This is a genomic window from Fructobacillus cardui, assembly GCF_963580785.1.
GTDB lineage: Bacteria > Bacillota > Bacilli > Lactobacillales > Lactobacillaceae > Fructobacillus > Fructobacillus cardui.
Genome location: NZ_CAUZLS010000001.1, coordinates 287,332 through 302,413, shown reverse-complemented (window position 1 = coordinate 302,413; position 15,082 = coordinate 287,332). Strand labels below are relative to the sequence as shown.

Annotated in this window: 15 protein-coding genes and 1 riboswitch; of the genes, 10 read left to right on the top strand and 5 right to left on the bottom strand. The window is 45.2% G+C overall.

What is annotated here, in order from left to right:
- Nucleotides 1–14 precede the first annotated feature (14 nt).
- Nucleotides 15–2,054 carry an NAD-dependent DNA ligase LigA gene (ligA, locus tag AABI20_RS01475; RefSeq protein WP_288845927.1) on the top strand — a complete coding sequence of 680 codons (2,040 nt, stop codon included), beginning with the start codon at nt 15–17 and terminating at the stop codon, nt 2,052–2,054.
- 78 nt (nt 2,055–2,132) lie between these two features.
- A complete protein-coding gene (locus AABI20_RS01470; RefSeq protein ID WP_288845928.1) occupies nt 2,133–3,278 on the top strand; it encodes a CamS family sex pheromone protein in 1,146 nt (381 codons plus the stop codon).
- Between the two features lie 49 nt (nt 3,279–3,327).
- On the opposite strand, the gene AABI20_RS01465 is transcribed toward AABI20_RS01470, so the two are convergent.
- On the bottom strand, nt 3,328–4,206 hold the full coding sequence (locus tag AABI20_RS01465) for a hypothetical protein (RefSeq protein ID WP_288845929.1): 879 nt from the start codon (nt 4,204–4,206) through the stop codon (nt 3,328–3,330).
- Between the two features lie 64 nt (nt 4,207–4,270).
- Nucleotides 4,271–4,355, top strand: a riboswitch (SAM riboswitch).
- An 80-nt stretch (nt 4,356–4,435) separates the two neighbouring features.
- On the opposite strand from AABI20_RS01465, the gene metK reads away from it, so the two are divergent.
- Complete coding sequence (gene metK, locus AABI20_RS01460) at nt 4,436–5,593, top strand: methionine adenosyltransferase (RefSeq protein ID WP_288845930.1); 1,158 nt, start codon at nt 4,436–4,438, stop codon at nt 5,591–5,593.
- A 97-nt stretch (nt 5,594–5,690) separates the two neighbouring features.
- Here the strand turns inward: metK and AABI20_RS01455 are convergent, their stop codons facing one another.
- The 4 genes from AABI20_RS01455 to AABI20_RS01440 all read right to left on the bottom strand — a co-directional run bounded on the left by AABI20_RS01455 (nt 5,691) and on the right by AABI20_RS01440 (nt 10,392).
- Complete coding sequence (locus tag AABI20_RS01455; RefSeq protein WP_338346567.1) at nt 5,691–6,584, bottom strand: hypothetical protein; 894 nt, start codon at nt 6,582–6,584, stop codon at nt 5,691–5,693.
- Between the two features lie 239 nt (nt 6,585–6,823).
- A complete protein-coding gene (gene ppcA, locus AABI20_RS01450; protein ID WP_288845933.1) occupies nt 6,824–8,341 on the bottom strand; it encodes a phosphoenolpyruvate carboxylase in 1,518 nt (505 codons plus the stop codon).
- A 153-nt stretch (nt 8,342–8,494) separates the two neighbouring features.
- Nucleotides 8,495–10,177 carry a ribonuclease J1 gene (gene rnjA, locus AABI20_RS01445; RefSeq protein WP_047975285.1) on the bottom strand — a complete coding sequence of 561 codons (1,683 nt, stop codon included), beginning with the start codon at nt 10,175–10,177 and terminating at the stop codon, nt 8,495–8,497.
- Nucleotides 10,177–10,392 carry an RNA polymerase epsilon subunit gene (locus AABI20_RS01440; RefSeq protein WP_047975284.1) on the bottom strand — a complete coding sequence of 72 codons (216 nt, stop codon included), beginning with the start codon at nt 10,390–10,392 and terminating at the stop codon, nt 10,177–10,179. The genes rnjA and AABI20_RS01440 overlap by 1 nt, the downstream gene beginning before the upstream one ends.
- A gap of 355 nt (nt 10,393–10,747) precedes the next feature.
- Here AABI20_RS01440 and efp point away from each other — a divergent pair, with 355 nt between their 5' ends.
- From efp to AABI20_RS01405, 7 genes are all read left to right on the top strand, one after another.
- On the top strand, nt 10,748–11,308 hold the full coding sequence (efp, locus tag AABI20_RS01435; protein ID WP_047975283.1) for an elongation factor P: 561 nt from the start codon (nt 10,748–10,750) through the stop codon (nt 11,306–11,308).
- Nucleotides 11,309–11,387: 79 nt separating this feature from the next.
- The gene (locus AABI20_RS01430) at nt 11,388–11,837 is read left to right on the top strand and encodes an Asp23/Gls24 family envelope stress response protein (protein WP_288845938.1); all 450 of its coding nucleotides are present in this window, start codon (nt 11,388–11,390) and stop codon (nt 11,835–11,837) included.
- Nucleotides 11,837–12,250 carry a transcription antitermination factor NusB gene (gene nusB / locus AABI20_RS01425; RefSeq protein WP_338346566.1) on the top strand — a complete coding sequence of 138 codons (414 nt, stop codon included), beginning with the start codon at nt 11,837–11,839 and terminating at the stop codon, nt 12,248–12,250. The genes AABI20_RS01430 and nusB overlap by 1 nt, the downstream gene beginning before the upstream one ends.
- Before the next feature lie 193 nt (nt 12,251–12,443).
- Nucleotides 12,444–13,238 carry a TatD family hydrolase gene (locus tag AABI20_RS01420; protein WP_338346565.1) on the top strand — a complete coding sequence of 265 codons (795 nt, stop codon included), beginning with the start codon at nt 12,444–12,446 and terminating at the stop codon, nt 13,236–13,238.
- Complete coding sequence (gene rnmV / locus AABI20_RS01415; RefSeq protein WP_047975279.1) at nt 13,231–13,815, top strand: ribonuclease M5; 585 nt, start codon at nt 13,231–13,233, stop codon at nt 13,813–13,815. The genes AABI20_RS01420 and rnmV overlap by 8 nt, the downstream gene beginning before the upstream one ends.
- Complete coding sequence (gene rsmA / locus AABI20_RS01410; RefSeq protein ID WP_338346564.1) at nt 13,799–14,689, top strand: 16S rRNA (adenine(1518)-N(6)/adenine(1519)-N(6))-dimethyltransferase RsmA; 891 nt, start codon at nt 13,799–13,801, stop codon at nt 14,687–14,689. The genes rnmV and rsmA overlap by 17 nt, the downstream gene beginning before the upstream one ends.
- 94 nt (nt 14,690–14,783) lie before the next feature.
- Entirely contained in the window at nt 14,784–15,014 is a 231-nt protein-coding gene (locus AABI20_RS01405) for a Veg family protein (RefSeq protein ID WP_047975277.1), read from the top strand.
- Nucleotides 15,015–15,082 lie beyond the last annotated feature (68 nt).

Sequence of the window (15,082 nt, the reverse complement as noted above, 5' to 3'; positions counted from 1 at the left end):
AGAAAGGATTTTTTATGGCAAGTAATCCACAACCAATAAATATGTCGACAAAGGATGCACAAGTCGAAATCAGTCAGCTGCAAGATGAACTGACCGATTACGGGATTGCCTATTATGAGCAAGATGCGCCTAAGGTGGAAGACCACGTTTATGACGAAAAGTATGCCAGGTTAGTGGCCTTGGAACAGGCCTTTCCACAATTTGTGACACCAGATTCGCCAACGCAAAATGTTGGTGGTGCTCAGACCAAGTCTGGTTTGGAAAAGGTCCAACATCCGGTGCCAATGCTTTCTTTGGGGGATGTCTTTTCCTTGGAAGAACTCCAAGAGTGGGAAAATCGTACCGTCAAGGCGTTGGGCCAACAACCATCTTACAACTTGGAATTGAAGATTGATGGTTTGGCCGTTTCTTTAAAGTATGAAAATGGTCGCTTAATTCAAGCTTCCACTCGAGGTAACGGTTTGATTGGTGAAGATGTGACGGCTAACGTCAAAACCATCGCCGATGTTCCCCAAACGTTAAAAGAGCCCCTAACAATCGAGGTTCGTGGTGAAATTTATATGCCCAAGGCCTCCTTTGCGCATTTGAATGAAGAGCGGGAAAATCAGGGCCAAGAACCCTTTGCTAACCCACGGAATGCAGCGGCGGGTTCGCTGCGCCAACTAGATGCACGAGAAACCAAGAAGCGCAAGCTGTCTGCCTTTATTTACTATACGGCTGAGGCTGATACTTTAGGTGTGACCAAGCAATCAGAAGTTTTGCGCCGCTTTGCCGAACTTGGTTTGCCAACCAACAAGGACAACCGCGTGATTGGCCAAATGAAAGATATTGCACCCTACATTGCCGAATATACTGAAAAACGTGACGGTTTGCCTTACGGGATTGATGGCGTTGTTGTCAAAGTTGATGATATCGATTCAGAAATTGACTTGGGTAACACGGTTAAGGTGCCACGGTGGTCCATCGCCTATAAGTTTCCACCGGAAGAGGAGCAAACAATTGTCCGTGATATCGAGTGGACAGTCGGTCGAACGGGTGCAGTGACACCAACGGCAGCCATGGATCCGGTTTTCTTGGCTGGGACAACGGTGCAGCGGGCTTCCTTGCATAATCCGGACTACCTCGAGGAAAAGGATGTCCGCGTCGGGGATACGGTGACCTTGCACAAAGCCGGTGATATTATCCCGGAAATTGGGCAAGTAATCCTGGATAAACGCCCAGCCGATGCTAAAAAGTATCAAATTCCAACGACTTGTCCTTCCTGTGGTGCTGATTTGGTCCATGTTGAGGGTGAAGTGGTGTTGCGCTGCATTAACCCAGCCTGTCCGGCACAGTTGCAGGAAGGGCTGACCCACTTTGCTTCTCGGAATGCGATGAATATTGATGGCCTTGGCCCACAGATTGTTAGCCAACTTTTAGATAAGAAATTGGTGACCGATGTGGCTTCCATTTATTCTCTCACGGTTGAACAATTGCTATCCTTGGATAAGTTCCAGGAAAAATCAGCCAATAACTTGGTAGCAGCCATCCGGTCTTCCAAAGCAAATTCTGCCGACCGCTTGCTCTTCGGTTTGGGCATCCGTTTGGTTGGGGCGAAAGCGGCGAAGACCATCATGGCGAATTTCCAAGACTTACCAAGCCTAGGGCAGGCCAGTGCCGATCAAATTGTGGCCATCGATGGCATTGGCCAAGCGATTGCGGATTCTGTTGTGAAATATTTCGATGAACCCCAGTCCCAAGCTCTTTTGGCCGAATTGGCTAATGCTGGCGTGAATCTAGAATACTTGTTCGAAACGGGTCCAATTGATGAAAATTCATTTTTCTATGGTAAAAAGATCGTTTTGACTGGTAAACTAGAGCAGAGTTCACGGAGTGAAATTGCTGCCTGGTTAGAAGCCCATGGTGCCAGCGTTACGGGATCAGTTTCAAAGAAGACTGATTTAGTGATTGCCGGCATCGATGCAGGCTCAAAACTGACAAAAGCAAATGATCTCGGAATCACTGTCTGGAATGAGCAAGAATTCTTGTCAGCCCAGCAAAATGAGGCCGGCTAAAGCAGTTGGTTGCGGCAAGAAAAACTTGCCGGTGGTTGTACTTGGCGTATTTAGCCAAGCTGTCAAAGAGGAAAAACAATGTTAAAACGGATTTCAAAGCGGGGCTATATCCTAATCGGCCTCGTGCTTCTGATTATTTTAGGAGCCTTTTTTTACTTTATTAATATCGCTTCGGTTACACCAAGTGTTTCCAAAACAAAGGGTGTTCAATTAACGCAAAGTTCTGCGGGAGATTACCAAACGGTCATTAAGGATGGTCATTATTTGACTTCAGCCGCTCGAGGCATTACCGCAACGTCCTTGAACAATTCTTTGGATGTTCAAGATTTCGAAACTTCGCTGTTAAATTTGTCGAAGTCACACTTTAAGACTGGTCGCTATATCTTCCAGGAAGGCCAGTACCTTGATTCTGATACGGTTAATGGTCTCTTGGCCCGTCAGACGGACAGCAATTCGACTGGTTTGAATCCAAAAGACAATGGTAAGACGGATAGTTCAAGAAATCCGATTTACGTTCAGACGTTAACGGAACAAGATTTCATGACTAAGAGTGGCAATAACCTACAATTAGCTGGGATGGTTGTTGGTGTGGCGATGAATAGTCAGGATGCCTACCAAAAGGAACAGTATGGTGCGACCTATTACCAGACGATTTCGGATAAGGACCGGATTGCCTACGGCCGAAAGATTGCTCCGAAGTTAATCAAGACGATTCGTGAGCAACAAGGTGTTGGCAAGAACATTCCAATCGTGTTGGCTATGTATGATACTGCTTCTCAGGATTCATTGGCTCCTGGTTCTTTCTATGCTGAAGCGACCTCAAAATCAGGTACTGATATCGGTGATTGGTCAGATATCAACGAAAAGTCGATTGTTCTGCCAAAGGAATCCGATGATACTTCGAGCCTTGGGTCTGATGAAAATACCGGATTCAATAACTTCAAGACGGATATTTCAAATTTCTTCCCAAACATTGCTGGGGCAACAGCTTCTGCTAAGTTTACGAATAATAAGTTGTCTTCCATGAATGTTACGGTGACAACGCAATTCTATTCACCAACCGAGATTGAAGCCTTCTCCAACTATGTGGCCACATCTGCTATGAAGTTCTTACCTTCATCAGCTCCTGTACAAATCAAAATTCAAACGGCCAACGAGATTCAAGCTTTGCTTGTTCGTAAGGCCGACGACAAGTCCTATACGATTACAAAATTGGATCAATAAGATTACAAATTAAAAAAGCTTAGAAGCGATTCTAAGCGTTTTTTGTTTCTCAATGATAGTAGACCATCACGGTGACAACCAGCCCGAAAATGACTACTAAGGGCTGAATTTGATAGGTTAATGGCCGGATAAAGGTTAAACAGTAGGCGGCCAAGGCGACAGCGATGGTGAGAAAGGCAATCGGTGAGAAGCCTTCTAAGATGAGAGTAGCCAGGATAAAAAGTGGCCCGGTTATGAGTCCTAATTTTCGACCCTTAGCTGTTGGCAGGAAGAGGGGTGTGAAGTAAAAGGCGGTGGCAAAGACTAACAGCCATGATTGCTTCAAAAAATCAGGTTCGACATAGTTGTTAGCCAGGTAGTTGATGCAAATTGGTACCGAAAAGGTCAGCAAGATACTTAAGCCGGCTAAGCCAAGTGGGTTCTTCAACTGAAAGGCCTGGAAGGGTAAAATCAGCAAAAAACAGATGAAGAGCAAGAGGAGAGCTAAGACTTCAAAACGTGACCGTAGTTGTGAGTTAAAAATCACGATTAGAGAAGCAGCTAAGGAAGCCCAAACACGCCAGTCGGCCCTGGCAAAGCGGGTTTTAACGAGGAAACCCAAGGCAATCGCAGAAAAGATTGAATAGGCGACTAAAGACCAAATCTGCCAGTTACCGGCGTTTTGCCAAACCTGGTGGTAGATGAGAGGTTGCTGCCACCAGATAACGTTCAGACCAACTGCAATCGCTGGAACCGTATAGCGATGGGGTGTTGGCAGAGCAGCGACTTGAGCCTGGCTGGCTTGTTGCTGCTGGTGCTGTTGCTCTTGTCGTCGTTGTGACCGAGAGAAGAAGTCGGCTGTTTTTTCCTGGATTGGTTCGTCAGTTGCGCCATCGAGTGGCGTACTGGTTTGTTGATCAGGATTGGTTGTTTCATTTTCTTTTGTCATCAGAACCTCGAAAGTCAATTGCTATTTCTTATTCTATCATGTAGAATATAAATTATAAATTACATAACTATCAAGAGCAGGGAAGTGATACAGCACGGTGAACCTGCACCAACCGGCATTCGCACGGTGGTAATTCTGTAAGATAGGCAACTTGCAAAGCGCTTTGGGTTGTCCACGGCGCTTTTCTTTTGTCTCTTAATTGTTAGTTAATTTAAAGGAGAAAAAGAAAATGACAAAATTTTTTACTGCTGAATCAGTAGCCAACGGCCACCCTGATAAGGTGGCAGACCAAATCGCCGATGCCATCTTGGATGCCGTGTTGACAGAAGACCCAAAGGCTCGGGCCGCCATCGAAGTGACGACATCAACGGGGGATGTTTCCATCTTTGGTGAGTTGTCAACGACTGCCTATGTGAACGTCCGTCAAATTGCTGTTGATACGATTAAGGCAATCGGCTATGACAAGCCTGAATTTGGCTTCTCAGCTGATTCCATCAATGTTTCCAACAAAATTGTGGAACAATCACCCGATATCGCGCAAGCCGTTGATGCTGCCGAAGATGATCCTGACCAGTTAGGTGCTGGTGACCAAGGAATGGTCTTTGGTTATGCAACCAACGAAACGGCTGATTACTTGCCACTGGCCTTAGACTTGTCCCACCAGTTAATGCGCAAGATTCGTCAAGTACGAAATGACCAAAAATTGTCATATCTCCGTCCAGATGCCAAGGGGGAAGTAACGCTGGAATTGACGGATGATGGTCAGGTAAAGCGTATTGCCGCCGTTGTTTTGTCAACTCAGCACGATTCAGAAGTAACATTGGAACAATTGCGTGCTGATATTAAAAAGTTCGTGATTGATCCTGTTTTGCCTGCTGATTTAGTCGATGACCAAACGAAGTATTACATCAACCCATCTGGCCGCTTTGTCTTGGGTGGGCCTCAAGCCGATTCTGGTTTGACTGGTCGTAAGATCATCGTTGATACTTATGGTGGGGCAGCCCACCACGGTGGAGGTGCTTTCTCAGGTAAGGATGCAACCAAGGTTGATCGTTCTGCTGCTTACTATGCTCGCTACGTGGCGAAGAATTTGGTGGCGGCTGGCTTGGCTGATAAGGTGGAACTCCAAGTTGCCTATGCCATCGGGGTCGCAAAGCCGGTTTCGCTGAATATCGAAACATTTGGGACTGCCAAGGTAGCAGAAGACAAGATTGAAGCGATTGTTGAGAAGATCTTTGATTTCCGTCCTTTGTCAATCATTAACAGCCTAGACCTTCGTCGCCCAATCTACAAGCAAACAGCTGCTTACGGCCACTTTGGTCGTCCTGATTTGGACTTGCCATGGGAAAAGTTGGACCAGGTTGAGAAAATCAAGGCGGAATTGTAAGCCAATTTTCTTTAGGAAAAATCAGAGCTATCATCTAAACTAAAAAAGACCTGAATGCCGTCGAAGGACGGATCCAGGTCTTTTTCATTTGTATTGATTAGTTTTCGGTGACTGCCATGATGGGGTAGGTCCCTGCAATCGTCATGGTGAAAGAATAGGCACCGGATTGAAGGAGGCGGCCATCGATTTTGACCGACTGAATATCTTGGATATGAAAATCGGCAGGAATCGTGAGTGGGATAGTGGTAAAGCCCTTTCGACTAGGGTTTTCCACGCCTTTTTTACCACGCAGATAGGTCAGCATGATTTGTGGCCAGGGAAGTTGGTTCACCAGACGGATTTCGGCCGCGACACCATCTTGGCCCAGAATAATTTGTAAACCGAGCGTCTTGGAATGGTTTTGGTAGGTATGGCCAAAACGAAGGGTCCAGGAGAAGCTGATTTTATTTTGATTGCGTGAGGCCTGGCCCCAAAAAGAAAACATTTGATGAAAGGCATGCTTCCAAGCAAATTTTTGATTGAATTTAGGTAAAATAGCTGAAAAATCAGGACCGACCTGGAAGCTATCCAAGAAGTATTGCTTGCCCTGCTTTGGAACAGAACCCGTTACCAGTCCAAGAGGAGCCTGCTGGATGGCTTGGTTGTTTAAGGAAGTTAAAATTTGGTTCACAAGATGATTTGTTGAGTGGTTTTTATCGCCCCAATTGATGAGTAAGAGTGGCCAGCGCAGGCTTTCGTCAAAGTCTAGAATTGCGGCCAAAGTTGCATTCAAGGAAGCTGGATTACCAATGACGACGATTGGCAGGACTTCTTCTGTTTGTAAGGTCTTAGCGACCTTACGGGCAAGGTTATAGACTGGGTTTTGCGTTGATGCCTTTTGAAAGCTTGTCACCACCTGGGCGGCTGTTAATTGCCCTTGAATTTGATCCAAGGAACCCAGATCTTTTTGGCGAATCAGGGTTGTATCGATGATAAAGTGTGCTGATGTCATAATTTTAAGTCTTTGCTATGTCGTTAAAAAAGGCATGCCAGTGCATGCCGGATACCCAAACGGCGGGTATCATTTCAAATTTATCAGAATACGTCGATTATAGCAGAAAATCAGGGATAGTGACGATTTTTTCTTGACATTTGTTTGGCACCACGATTTCTGGTACGACAAAATAATGAGCAAATAAAAAAGACGAACTTAGGTTCGTCTTTTTGTTGATTAATTTTTAAGTGCCTGGATTAACCCAAGAAATGACGCAATTGGGCCATGCGGTTGATTAAAGCAGTGATGGCAACGGAAGCGCCTTCCTTGAATTCAACGACTTGGAGAGCGATTTCAGCGTGTTGTTGTTCAGCCATTGTTTCTGGGCCAATGTGGAGGTCAAAGGCATCCTTTAGGATGACGATATCTTCTTCGACTTCTTGCCAGGCCGGACTTTGCGTCTTCAAAACCTGGAGGGCATCCCAGTTGACATAGTGGGCTAATTCCGCAAAATCAGCGCGCATGCTTGGGTAATAGCGGTTCAAGACAGCCAACTGCTCCTCGTTGAGGCTCGCGTATGCACGACCAAAGCCAATAAATTCAGGTGGCACACCAATTGAGTAGAAGGCACCAGTAAAGTTGATAGCCCGAGGCAATTCGATGTTATCAACTGAACGGGAGTAACCTAAGACACCAACGTGCTGACGGCGATCACGACGTTTTGGGAAGGCCTTGAAGATTGGTTGAACATCAGGAACCAATTGCTCAAGTGTTTCCTGGTAGAAGGTTGCTGATTTTTGGGCGATATCGGAAAGAATGGTTTCGTCTTCATCGCTAATCACCAATGGTTTGGCCTTTGGCAATTCTTCCTTCAAGTACTTGATACCAGCCTTTGCTTCGTCAATCGAAAAGTCATAACGGAATGCTGACTGGACCGTTGCCGTGCGCACACCAGGGAACTCACGGACATAGCGCTTAACACGACGAGGTGAGAGGCCACCACGGAAGATGGCAGACCCAGTTCCAGAAATTGGGTAGATGGTGATGCCTTCTTCCTCGGCAAATTGGTGCAAGCGAGCTAAGGCTAACTTGTTTCCAATAATGGAGGACATAAAGCCGGCTGAGAGGGCAGAATCAGACCCAGCCAAGAAGACACGCAAGTACTTTGGTCGGAAACCAAAGTGTTCCTCGTGAAGGTTCAAGTATTCCTTCAAAATTTCTGGTGCATGGTATTGTGTTTCAAAGTCTTCAAAGAGTGGAATCATCTCGATGTAGGCCTTGTTATCTTCCGTTGGTGTGAAGGTCGCATCCTTGAACTGGGCGAGCTTTTCAAACAAAAGCTGCATTTCAATGATTTGATCGGCACGCTGGGCCATTGGCAAAATGGCTTCAAATAAAGGCCGTTGGTCAAAGCCAAGATCGTTGGCAAAGTCTTCTGAACTCAAAAAGGCGGTCATGGCTTGCATTAAGTTGTAGCCCTTTTCTTCCCAGATGTTTGGGAAACGGAAGGTCAAAAACTTGTCACGACCAAGTTGATGTTCCTTAAAGTATTCATAGTGGGTTGAAAAAAGGCGGTCAATGACGGCCGCATCGGCGTGCTTTCCTTCCCAGTCCCACATGTATTCATCAACATCGAGGGCCTGGTAGTTTTGAAAGGCTTCATCAGTTTCACGATAAGCACTGATGAAAGGTTGTTGCGCGGTGTCCCAGAAGGGGGCGTTGGCGTTATCAGGGTGTTGTGTGCCCATAATCGCCGGAATCTTGCGTTCTGTCATCTCTTAAAGCTCCTTATATTGGATAGAAACGGATAATCAATCGTTAAACAAGTAAAAGCATAAATAAAATGTTAACGATACCCTTTAATAATAGCAGATTTTAGTATGAAAAAACGTCTAAACGATAAAATCATTTAGACGTTTTCTATTTTCTTAAATCATAATCAGCATTGGCAAAATCATTGGCTTACGAGCCGTTTCTTTATGCAAATACTTAGCCAAATCATCAATGATGGCCTGACGAATATCAGATTCACTGGCATTCTTTGCAGACATTGCCTTACGAATCGTATTGAAAATGACATGACGACCATCATTAATGAGGTCACCAGATTCACGCATGTAAACAAAACCACGGGACAAGATATCAGGTCCAGAAAGGATTTCCTTTTTCTTTAAGTCGATCGTAGCGGTGACGATAACCAAACCATCTTGTGATAGCTTCAGGCGGTCGTGCAATACAATCGAACCGATATCGCCAATTCCTGAACCATCGATATAAGTATCTTCGGCAGGGAAGTGTCCAGCAATTCGTGGTGGGTTAACACCATCAAGAGCGAGAACATCACCGTTTTCCAGGATAAAGGTATGGTCTTTTGGAATATCAAGTTCTTCGGCTAGGCCGGCATGAACTTTGAGCATCCGGTATTCACCGTGGACAGGCATAAAGTATTCAGGCTTCATTAATGACAACATCAACTTTTGTTCTTCTTGGCCACCGTGACCAGAAGTGTGAATATTGTTTAACTTACCATGAATGACGTTCGCGCCACCTTCTTCTAATTTGTTAATCACAGCGTTAACAGAGGCTGTGTTCCCAGGAATTGGGGAAGAAGAGAAGATAACATTATCGTTTGGCTTCAAGCGAACCTGCTTGTGAGTGCCATTAGCAATCCGCGCCAAAGCGGCCATTGACTCTCCCTGTGATCCGGTTGAGAGAATCAAAAGTTCGTCATCTGGGATATTTTTAATCTGTGACTGCTCAATCAGGGCGTCATCTGGGATGTTTAAGTATCCAAGGGCCCGTCCGTTCGTCATGGCTGATTCCATTGACCGACCGAAGACGGCAATCTTACGGCCGTGGGCAATGGCAGCATCCGTGGCCATTTTGATTCGATTCATGTTCGAAGCGAAAGTAGCAAAGATAATTCGACCATGCTTTAGTTGTTCAAAAAGCTTTTGAACAGTCTTTTCGACCCAGGCTTCTGATTTTGTCCACTCGGGACGCTCAGCGTTGGTTGAATCCGACATCAACAATAAGACGCCTTCTTCACCCGTTCGAGCCATTGACCAAAGGTTTGGCTTTTGCTTGGTGGTTGGTGTCAAATCAAATTTGAAGTCACCGGTTTCCACAATCGTTCCAACGGGTGTTTTGACTGAAACGGCAAAAACGTCTGGGATTGAGTGAGTGGTACGAATGAATTCAACTGACATTTGGTCGAATTCAATGACTGACCCATCCGTAATTTCGTGAAGTTCAGCGCGATTTAACAGCTGCTTTTCCTCCAACTTGTTCCGAATTAAGGCCATTGCCAATGGTCCGGCATAAACTGGTACATTGACAGCTTGTAAAAAGTAAGCAATCGCCCCGATGTGGTCTTCGTGTCCGTGGGTGATCACCAGAGCTTTTACTTTGTCAATGTTTTCGACTAAGTACGAATAGTCTGGAATGACATAGTCAATTCCTAAAAGGGAATCCTCTGGAAACTTAATTCCGGCATCCACGACGATAATTTCATCTTGGTATTGGATTCCATACGTGTTTTTTCCAATTTCGCCAAGTCCACCAAGGGCGTAAACGCCAACTTCGTTTTCCTTAATATCAACTGCTGACATTAGGCGAAGGTTGTTAACTTAAATTCCGGATTAGCCTGTTCGTACACCAGTGCTGCATCGGATAATTCTTCAACATCTTCGATGTTAAATTCTGTATTTGCTTGCGCAGCTGCTAATGCGGCTGGCTTTGATTCGGCCTCGATGTAAAAGGCCTGAGTGTTTTCCCGCTTTGGATTGCGGTCGAAATGACTTTGATAGTAAACTTTGTAAACCATGTTTGTTCCTCCAAGTTTAATTTTTAATTGATCACGAACGAAAACCTTAAATTCTATTTTACCACAGCTGGCAGGGGATTGGGGGGTTTCTTAAGAAGGCATAACCTTTGTTAAAAAATTAGTTGCTGGTACGAATCATTTTGTAAATAAGTATGATAGTTTTTTGTATTTAAAGCTCAGTAAATACCAAATCAGTGCTCTAAAAAGTGTTCATATATAATGAAAACTACCGTTAGTTCACCCTTTTGCTAATAAAGCGAGTTAGTATAAAATCATCATTTTGAAAGAACAGTGCGTATTGGCCAAAAATTTGTTATAATAAAATACAATTACTTAACGAACGAGGGATAGACTCATGGCAATTGGCATGAATGATTTGAAGACAGGTTTGACGATTGAATACTCAAACTCAATCTGGCGTGTATTGGAATTCCAACACGTGAAGCCTGGAAAGGGAGCTGCCTTTGTGCGCTCTAAGTTGAAGAATTTGCGGACGGGTGCGGTTAACGAAGTAACCTTCCGTCCTGGTGATAAGTTTGAACAGGCCGAAATTACAACGCGCCCAATGTCATACTTGTACGCCGAAAACGATGGTCGTGTCTTCATGGACACTGAAACTTACGAACAAATCAACATCTCAGATGATAACTTGCAAGAAGCCTTGAAGTTCATGCTTGAAGGAATGGAAGTTAAGATTACGATGTATGGTTCAGAAGTCTTGGGAGCAGAATTGCCATCAACTGTTACTTTGAAGGTAACGGAGACGCAACCTGGTATCAAGGGGGCAACGGCTACTGGTTCAGGTAAGCCTGCTACTGTTGAAACTGGTGCTACAATTACAGTGCCAGATTTTGTTAACGAAGGTGAAACCATCATTGTTAATACTGAAGATGGGTCCTACAAGGGTCGGGCCTAAGGTTGCTTAGGCTGCTTTCTTGATGAAGCAGTCTTTTGTATTTATTGGTACCGATTTTATCGGTTGATTGGAGGAAACAATGGTCAAGCAAGCCAGCTTAGCGAATAAGAACTTTTTACTGTCCGCTGACAAAATGGAAGACGGGCAAACAATGGTTGCCCGGCATGCCTTAGAATTGATCGCCCAGGCAGCAACCCTAGAGGTTGATGGTGTAGCAGCCATGCAAACAAACGTTTACGACCATTTTCCAAAATCTTTGACCAATATCGCCAAAACGAAGGGTGTTTTATTGGAAAACGACGAAGATGGCTTGAATTTTGACGTCTCTGTTGTTTTGCATTACGGTGTTGTCGTACCAAAGGTGGCTTTTGCTATCCAACAATCAATCAAGAAAAACTTGGCTGATTTGACTGGTTTGACGGTTACGGAAGTGAACGTCAACATTGCCGGTTTGGTCCCTGATGATACAAACGATACCCTGGACCCTGACCATTTGTTTGATCATGACCTGGCAAAGGAGCCCAGCTAATGACTCAATTATCACGACATGAAGAACGGCAAGCGGCCGTCCAGATTCTCTTTGCTTGCGCCAACAAGACGCCAGATGAAGCTGAAATGGATTTGGTCTATGACCTAGTTGTCGGTGATCAAGACTACCATGCCTTTTTGCCCCAACTGGTTAACGGTGTTTTAGCACGAAAAGCGCAATTGGATGCTGATATCGCAAAGCACTTGGCCTTAGGCTGGAAGGTTGACCGAATCGCACGAGTTAACCTCGTGATTTTGCGCATTGCAGTTTATGAATTGCAGATGCCAGAACCCGCACCCTACAAGGTTGTAGTGGATGAAGCGGTAGAACTTGCCAAAGAATTTGCTAGTCAACAAGATGCGCAATTTGTTAACGGTGTCTTGAAGAACTACGCATCAGTCGATGCTCAATAAAGAGAAGACTGCTCAGCTTAAAAACCCACTTTTGGGGATAAGTTGCTGAGTAGTCTTTTTTTATCAACAGGTACACCGTTATGATTGACGCACGGGTATCGTTCTTTTGCAATAATGTTTGTCTACTTTCTCACGAATTCAAAAGAAAATGCCGTCCTGTGCTAGAATAGAGGAAGTAAAAAAGGAGGCCATCATGGCGATTTACCATCCAAATGAACAACCAGCACCATCATACGACAGTCATACACATTTGAATGACGATGAACTTTACTTTGACGTGCCGGCATACTTAGCAAGAGCACATGAATTTCAAGTAGTTGAAATGAATATTGTCGGCTATAATGCCGTTGGCAACCAGCGAGCCTTAGAAATTGCCCAAGAAAATGACGGGGTTTACGCCATCTTAGGCTACCAGCCAGAAGATACACCTGATTTTGATGAAGCGGCTCTGACAACGCTTACCAAGCAATTGGACCATGATCAGGTGGTTGCCGTTGGTGAAACTGGCTTGGATTATCACTATGACACCGATAAAAATGTTCAAATGCAGGCCTTTTTGGCGCAAATCAGTTTGGCCAAGGAAAAGAATTTGCCGGTTGTGATTCATAACCGCGAAGCCTTTGATGATGTTTATCGGGTTTTGAAGGAACAGAGTGTCACCAAGGCGGTGATTCATTCTTTCTCAGGAACCCCAGAACAGGCGAAGGCCTTCGCTGATTTAGGTTATTATATTTCCTTCTCTGGCGTCGTGACCTTCAAAAAAGCAGAAGAAGTTCGAGAAGCAGCCAAGGTTGTGCCATTGGACCAAATTTTGGTAGAAACGGATGCCCCATACTTGGCGCCAAGTCCAAATCGTGGTAAGCGCAACGAACCTGGTTGGACGAAGTTTGTTATTGATGATTTGGCCAAGACGCTTTCAATGTCAGCCGATGATCTCGCAACACAAACCAAGCAAAACGCTGAACGGGCTTTTTTGAATCATGACTGACCGACCAAGAGTTAAGGCGATGGTTGTCGTGGAAGGTTGGTCGGATACAAAACGTCTGAGCCAAGCGGTTGACTGTGACACGATTGAAACCAGGGGGTCAGCCCTGGGCGAAGAAGTGATTTTGCGCATTCAAAAAGCAGCCGCAGAGCGCGGGGCCATCGTTTTAACGGATCCTGATTTTAACGGGAACCGGCTCCGGCGGCTAATCACAGAAGCAGTTCCAGCAGTGGCCCAGGCGACAATTAGCCAGGACCAGGGCCGGGCGCAAAAGGACAATCCGCACAAATCCTTGGGAGTGGAACATGCACCCCTGGATGTTTTGGCTACCTGTCTTGTGGAGGCTGATCAGCAAGTTGGCCAGTCTCGACCGGCTTCTGATATCGATCGGGACTTTCTGGTCGATTTGGGCCTAGTTGGTGGACCAACCGCCAAGGAGAAACGGATTTTGCTCGGTCAGAGCCTGCAAATTGGTTATGCCAATGGGAAACAACTGTATCACCGTCTTTTAGCCTACGGCATCATGCAAGAGCAGGTTGTGGCGGCCTTGAAAGGAAACATTAATGGAAAAGTCAATTAAAATTGCCAATCCAATGCGGACTCAAGCAATTTTAAATCAGTATGGCCTGCGGGCCAAAAAAAAGTTTGGTCAAAATTTTCTCACTGACCAAAACATTCTGACTGGGATTGTGGATGCGGCAGAGTTGAGTAAGGAAGATGCCGTGGTCGAGATTGGGCCTGGCATTGGTGGTTTAACCGAATATTTGGCCTTGGCTGCCGACAAAGTCTTAGCCTTTGAAATTGATCGGGACATGGTGAAAGTCTTAAGTGAAACCTTGGCGCCGTATGATAATGTTACGGTTCAAACCGATGATGTCTTAGAGGTTAACCTAAAGCAAACGTTAGCTGAACATTTTGGGTCGGAGCGTTCGGTCAAGGTTGTCGCTAATTTGCCATACTACATCACGACACCAATTCTTTTAGGCTTATTGCAGGCACAGATTAACTGGTCCCGCCTAGTGGTGATGATGCAAAAGGAAGTGGCTGACCGGCTAACGGCTGAACCAGGGACGAAGGAATATGGTGTTTTGTCCATTACCCTGTCTTACTACGCTAATGTTCAGACTGCGTTGAAAGTGCCACGAACTGCCTTTAATCCGGCACCAAATGTGGATTCGGCTGTGGTTTCACTCACACCAAGAGAGCCTGACCAACCGGTTGATCACCCTGATCAGCTGTTCTCACTGGTTAAGACAACCTTTGCCCATCGACGGAAGTCACTTTGGAATAACCTCTTGCAACGTTTCGGCAAAGAGGAAGAAATTAAGGAGCGGTTAACAAAAGCTCTAGACCAATCGAATATTCAACCGGGGGTTCGAGCTGAAAAACTAACCCTCAATCAATTAACGGACTTGTATTTAGCCCTGATGGAACAGGGATTCTACGCAGGTTAACTGTTAACGCTGAAAACCGCATTTTTTGCTAATATTGAACTTTTGTTACTAATGTGTTATAATAGTTCTTGTTTAATGAGAAAGGCGGTCGAAAATGTCAACTTTGGAAGATATTAAGTCGCGCTTGGACGCGCACATAGGCGAAACAGTCACTGTAGTTTCTCAGGCAGGTCGTAAGAAGTTTACGGAGCGTTCCGGAATCTTGCGTTCTACTTTCCCATCGCTGTTTGTGGTTGAATTGGATGAAGAAGCTGATTTTGAGCGTGCTTCATACAGTTACACAGACGTCTTAACGAATAACGTGGACATCACGTTTGCCGATTAAGGAAATACATAAAAAGCCCGTCAGGGCTTTTTTTGTTGGCCTGGTTTTAAAATGAAAGAGGAGAATGC

Coding starts and splice junctions, on each gene's coding strand:
- ligA (WP_288845927.1), top strand. CDS start 15: ATGGCAAGTAATCCACAACCAATAAATATGTCGACAAAGGATGCACAA.
- AABI20_RS01470 (WP_288845928.1), top strand. CDS start 2,133: ATGTTAAAACGGATTTCAAAGCGGGGCTATATCCTAATCGGCCTCGTG.
- AABI20_RS01465 (WP_288845929.1), bottom strand. CDS start 4,206: ATGACAAAAGAAAATGAAACAACCAATCCTGATCAACAAACCAGTACG.
- metK (WP_288845930.1), top strand. CDS start 4,436: ATGACAAAATTTTTTACTGCTGAATCAGTAGCCAACGGCCACCCTGAT.
- AABI20_RS01455 (WP_338346567.1), bottom strand. CDS start 6,584: ATGACATCAGCACACTTTATCATCGATACAACCCTGATTCGCCAAAAA.
- ppcA (WP_288845933.1), bottom strand. CDS start 8,341: ATGACAGAACGCAAGATTCCGGCGATTATGGGCACACAACACCCTGAT.
- rnjA (WP_047975285.1), bottom strand. CDS start 10,177: ATGTCAGCAGTTGATATTAAGGAAAACGAAGTTGGCGTTTACGCCCTT.
- AABI20_RS01440 (WP_047975284.1), bottom strand. CDS start 10,392: ATGGTTTACAAAGTTTACTATCAAAGTCATTTCGACCGCAATCCAAAG.
- efp (WP_047975283.1), top strand. CDS start 10,748: ATGGCAATTGGCATGAATGATTTGAAGACAGGTTTGACGATTGAATAC.
- AABI20_RS01430 (WP_288845938.1), top strand. CDS start 11,388: ATGGTCAAGCAAGCCAGCTTAGCGAATAAGAACTTTTTACTGTCCGCT.
- nusB (WP_338346566.1), top strand. CDS start 11,837: ATGACTCAATTATCACGACATGAAGAACGGCAAGCGGCCGTCCAGATT.
- AABI20_RS01420 (WP_338346565.1), top strand. CDS start 12,444: ATGGCGATTTACCATCCAAATGAACAACCAGCACCATCATACGACAGT.
- rnmV (WP_047975279.1), top strand. CDS start 13,231: ATGACTGACCGACCAAGAGTTAAGGCGATGGTTGTCGTGGAAGGTTGG.
- rsmA (WP_338346564.1), top strand. CDS start 13,799: ATGGAAAAGTCAATTAAAATTGCCAATCCAATGCGGACTCAAGCAATT.
- AABI20_RS01405 (WP_047975277.1), top strand. CDS start 14,784: ATGTCAACTTTGGAAGATATTAAGTCGCGCTTGGACGCGCACATAGGC.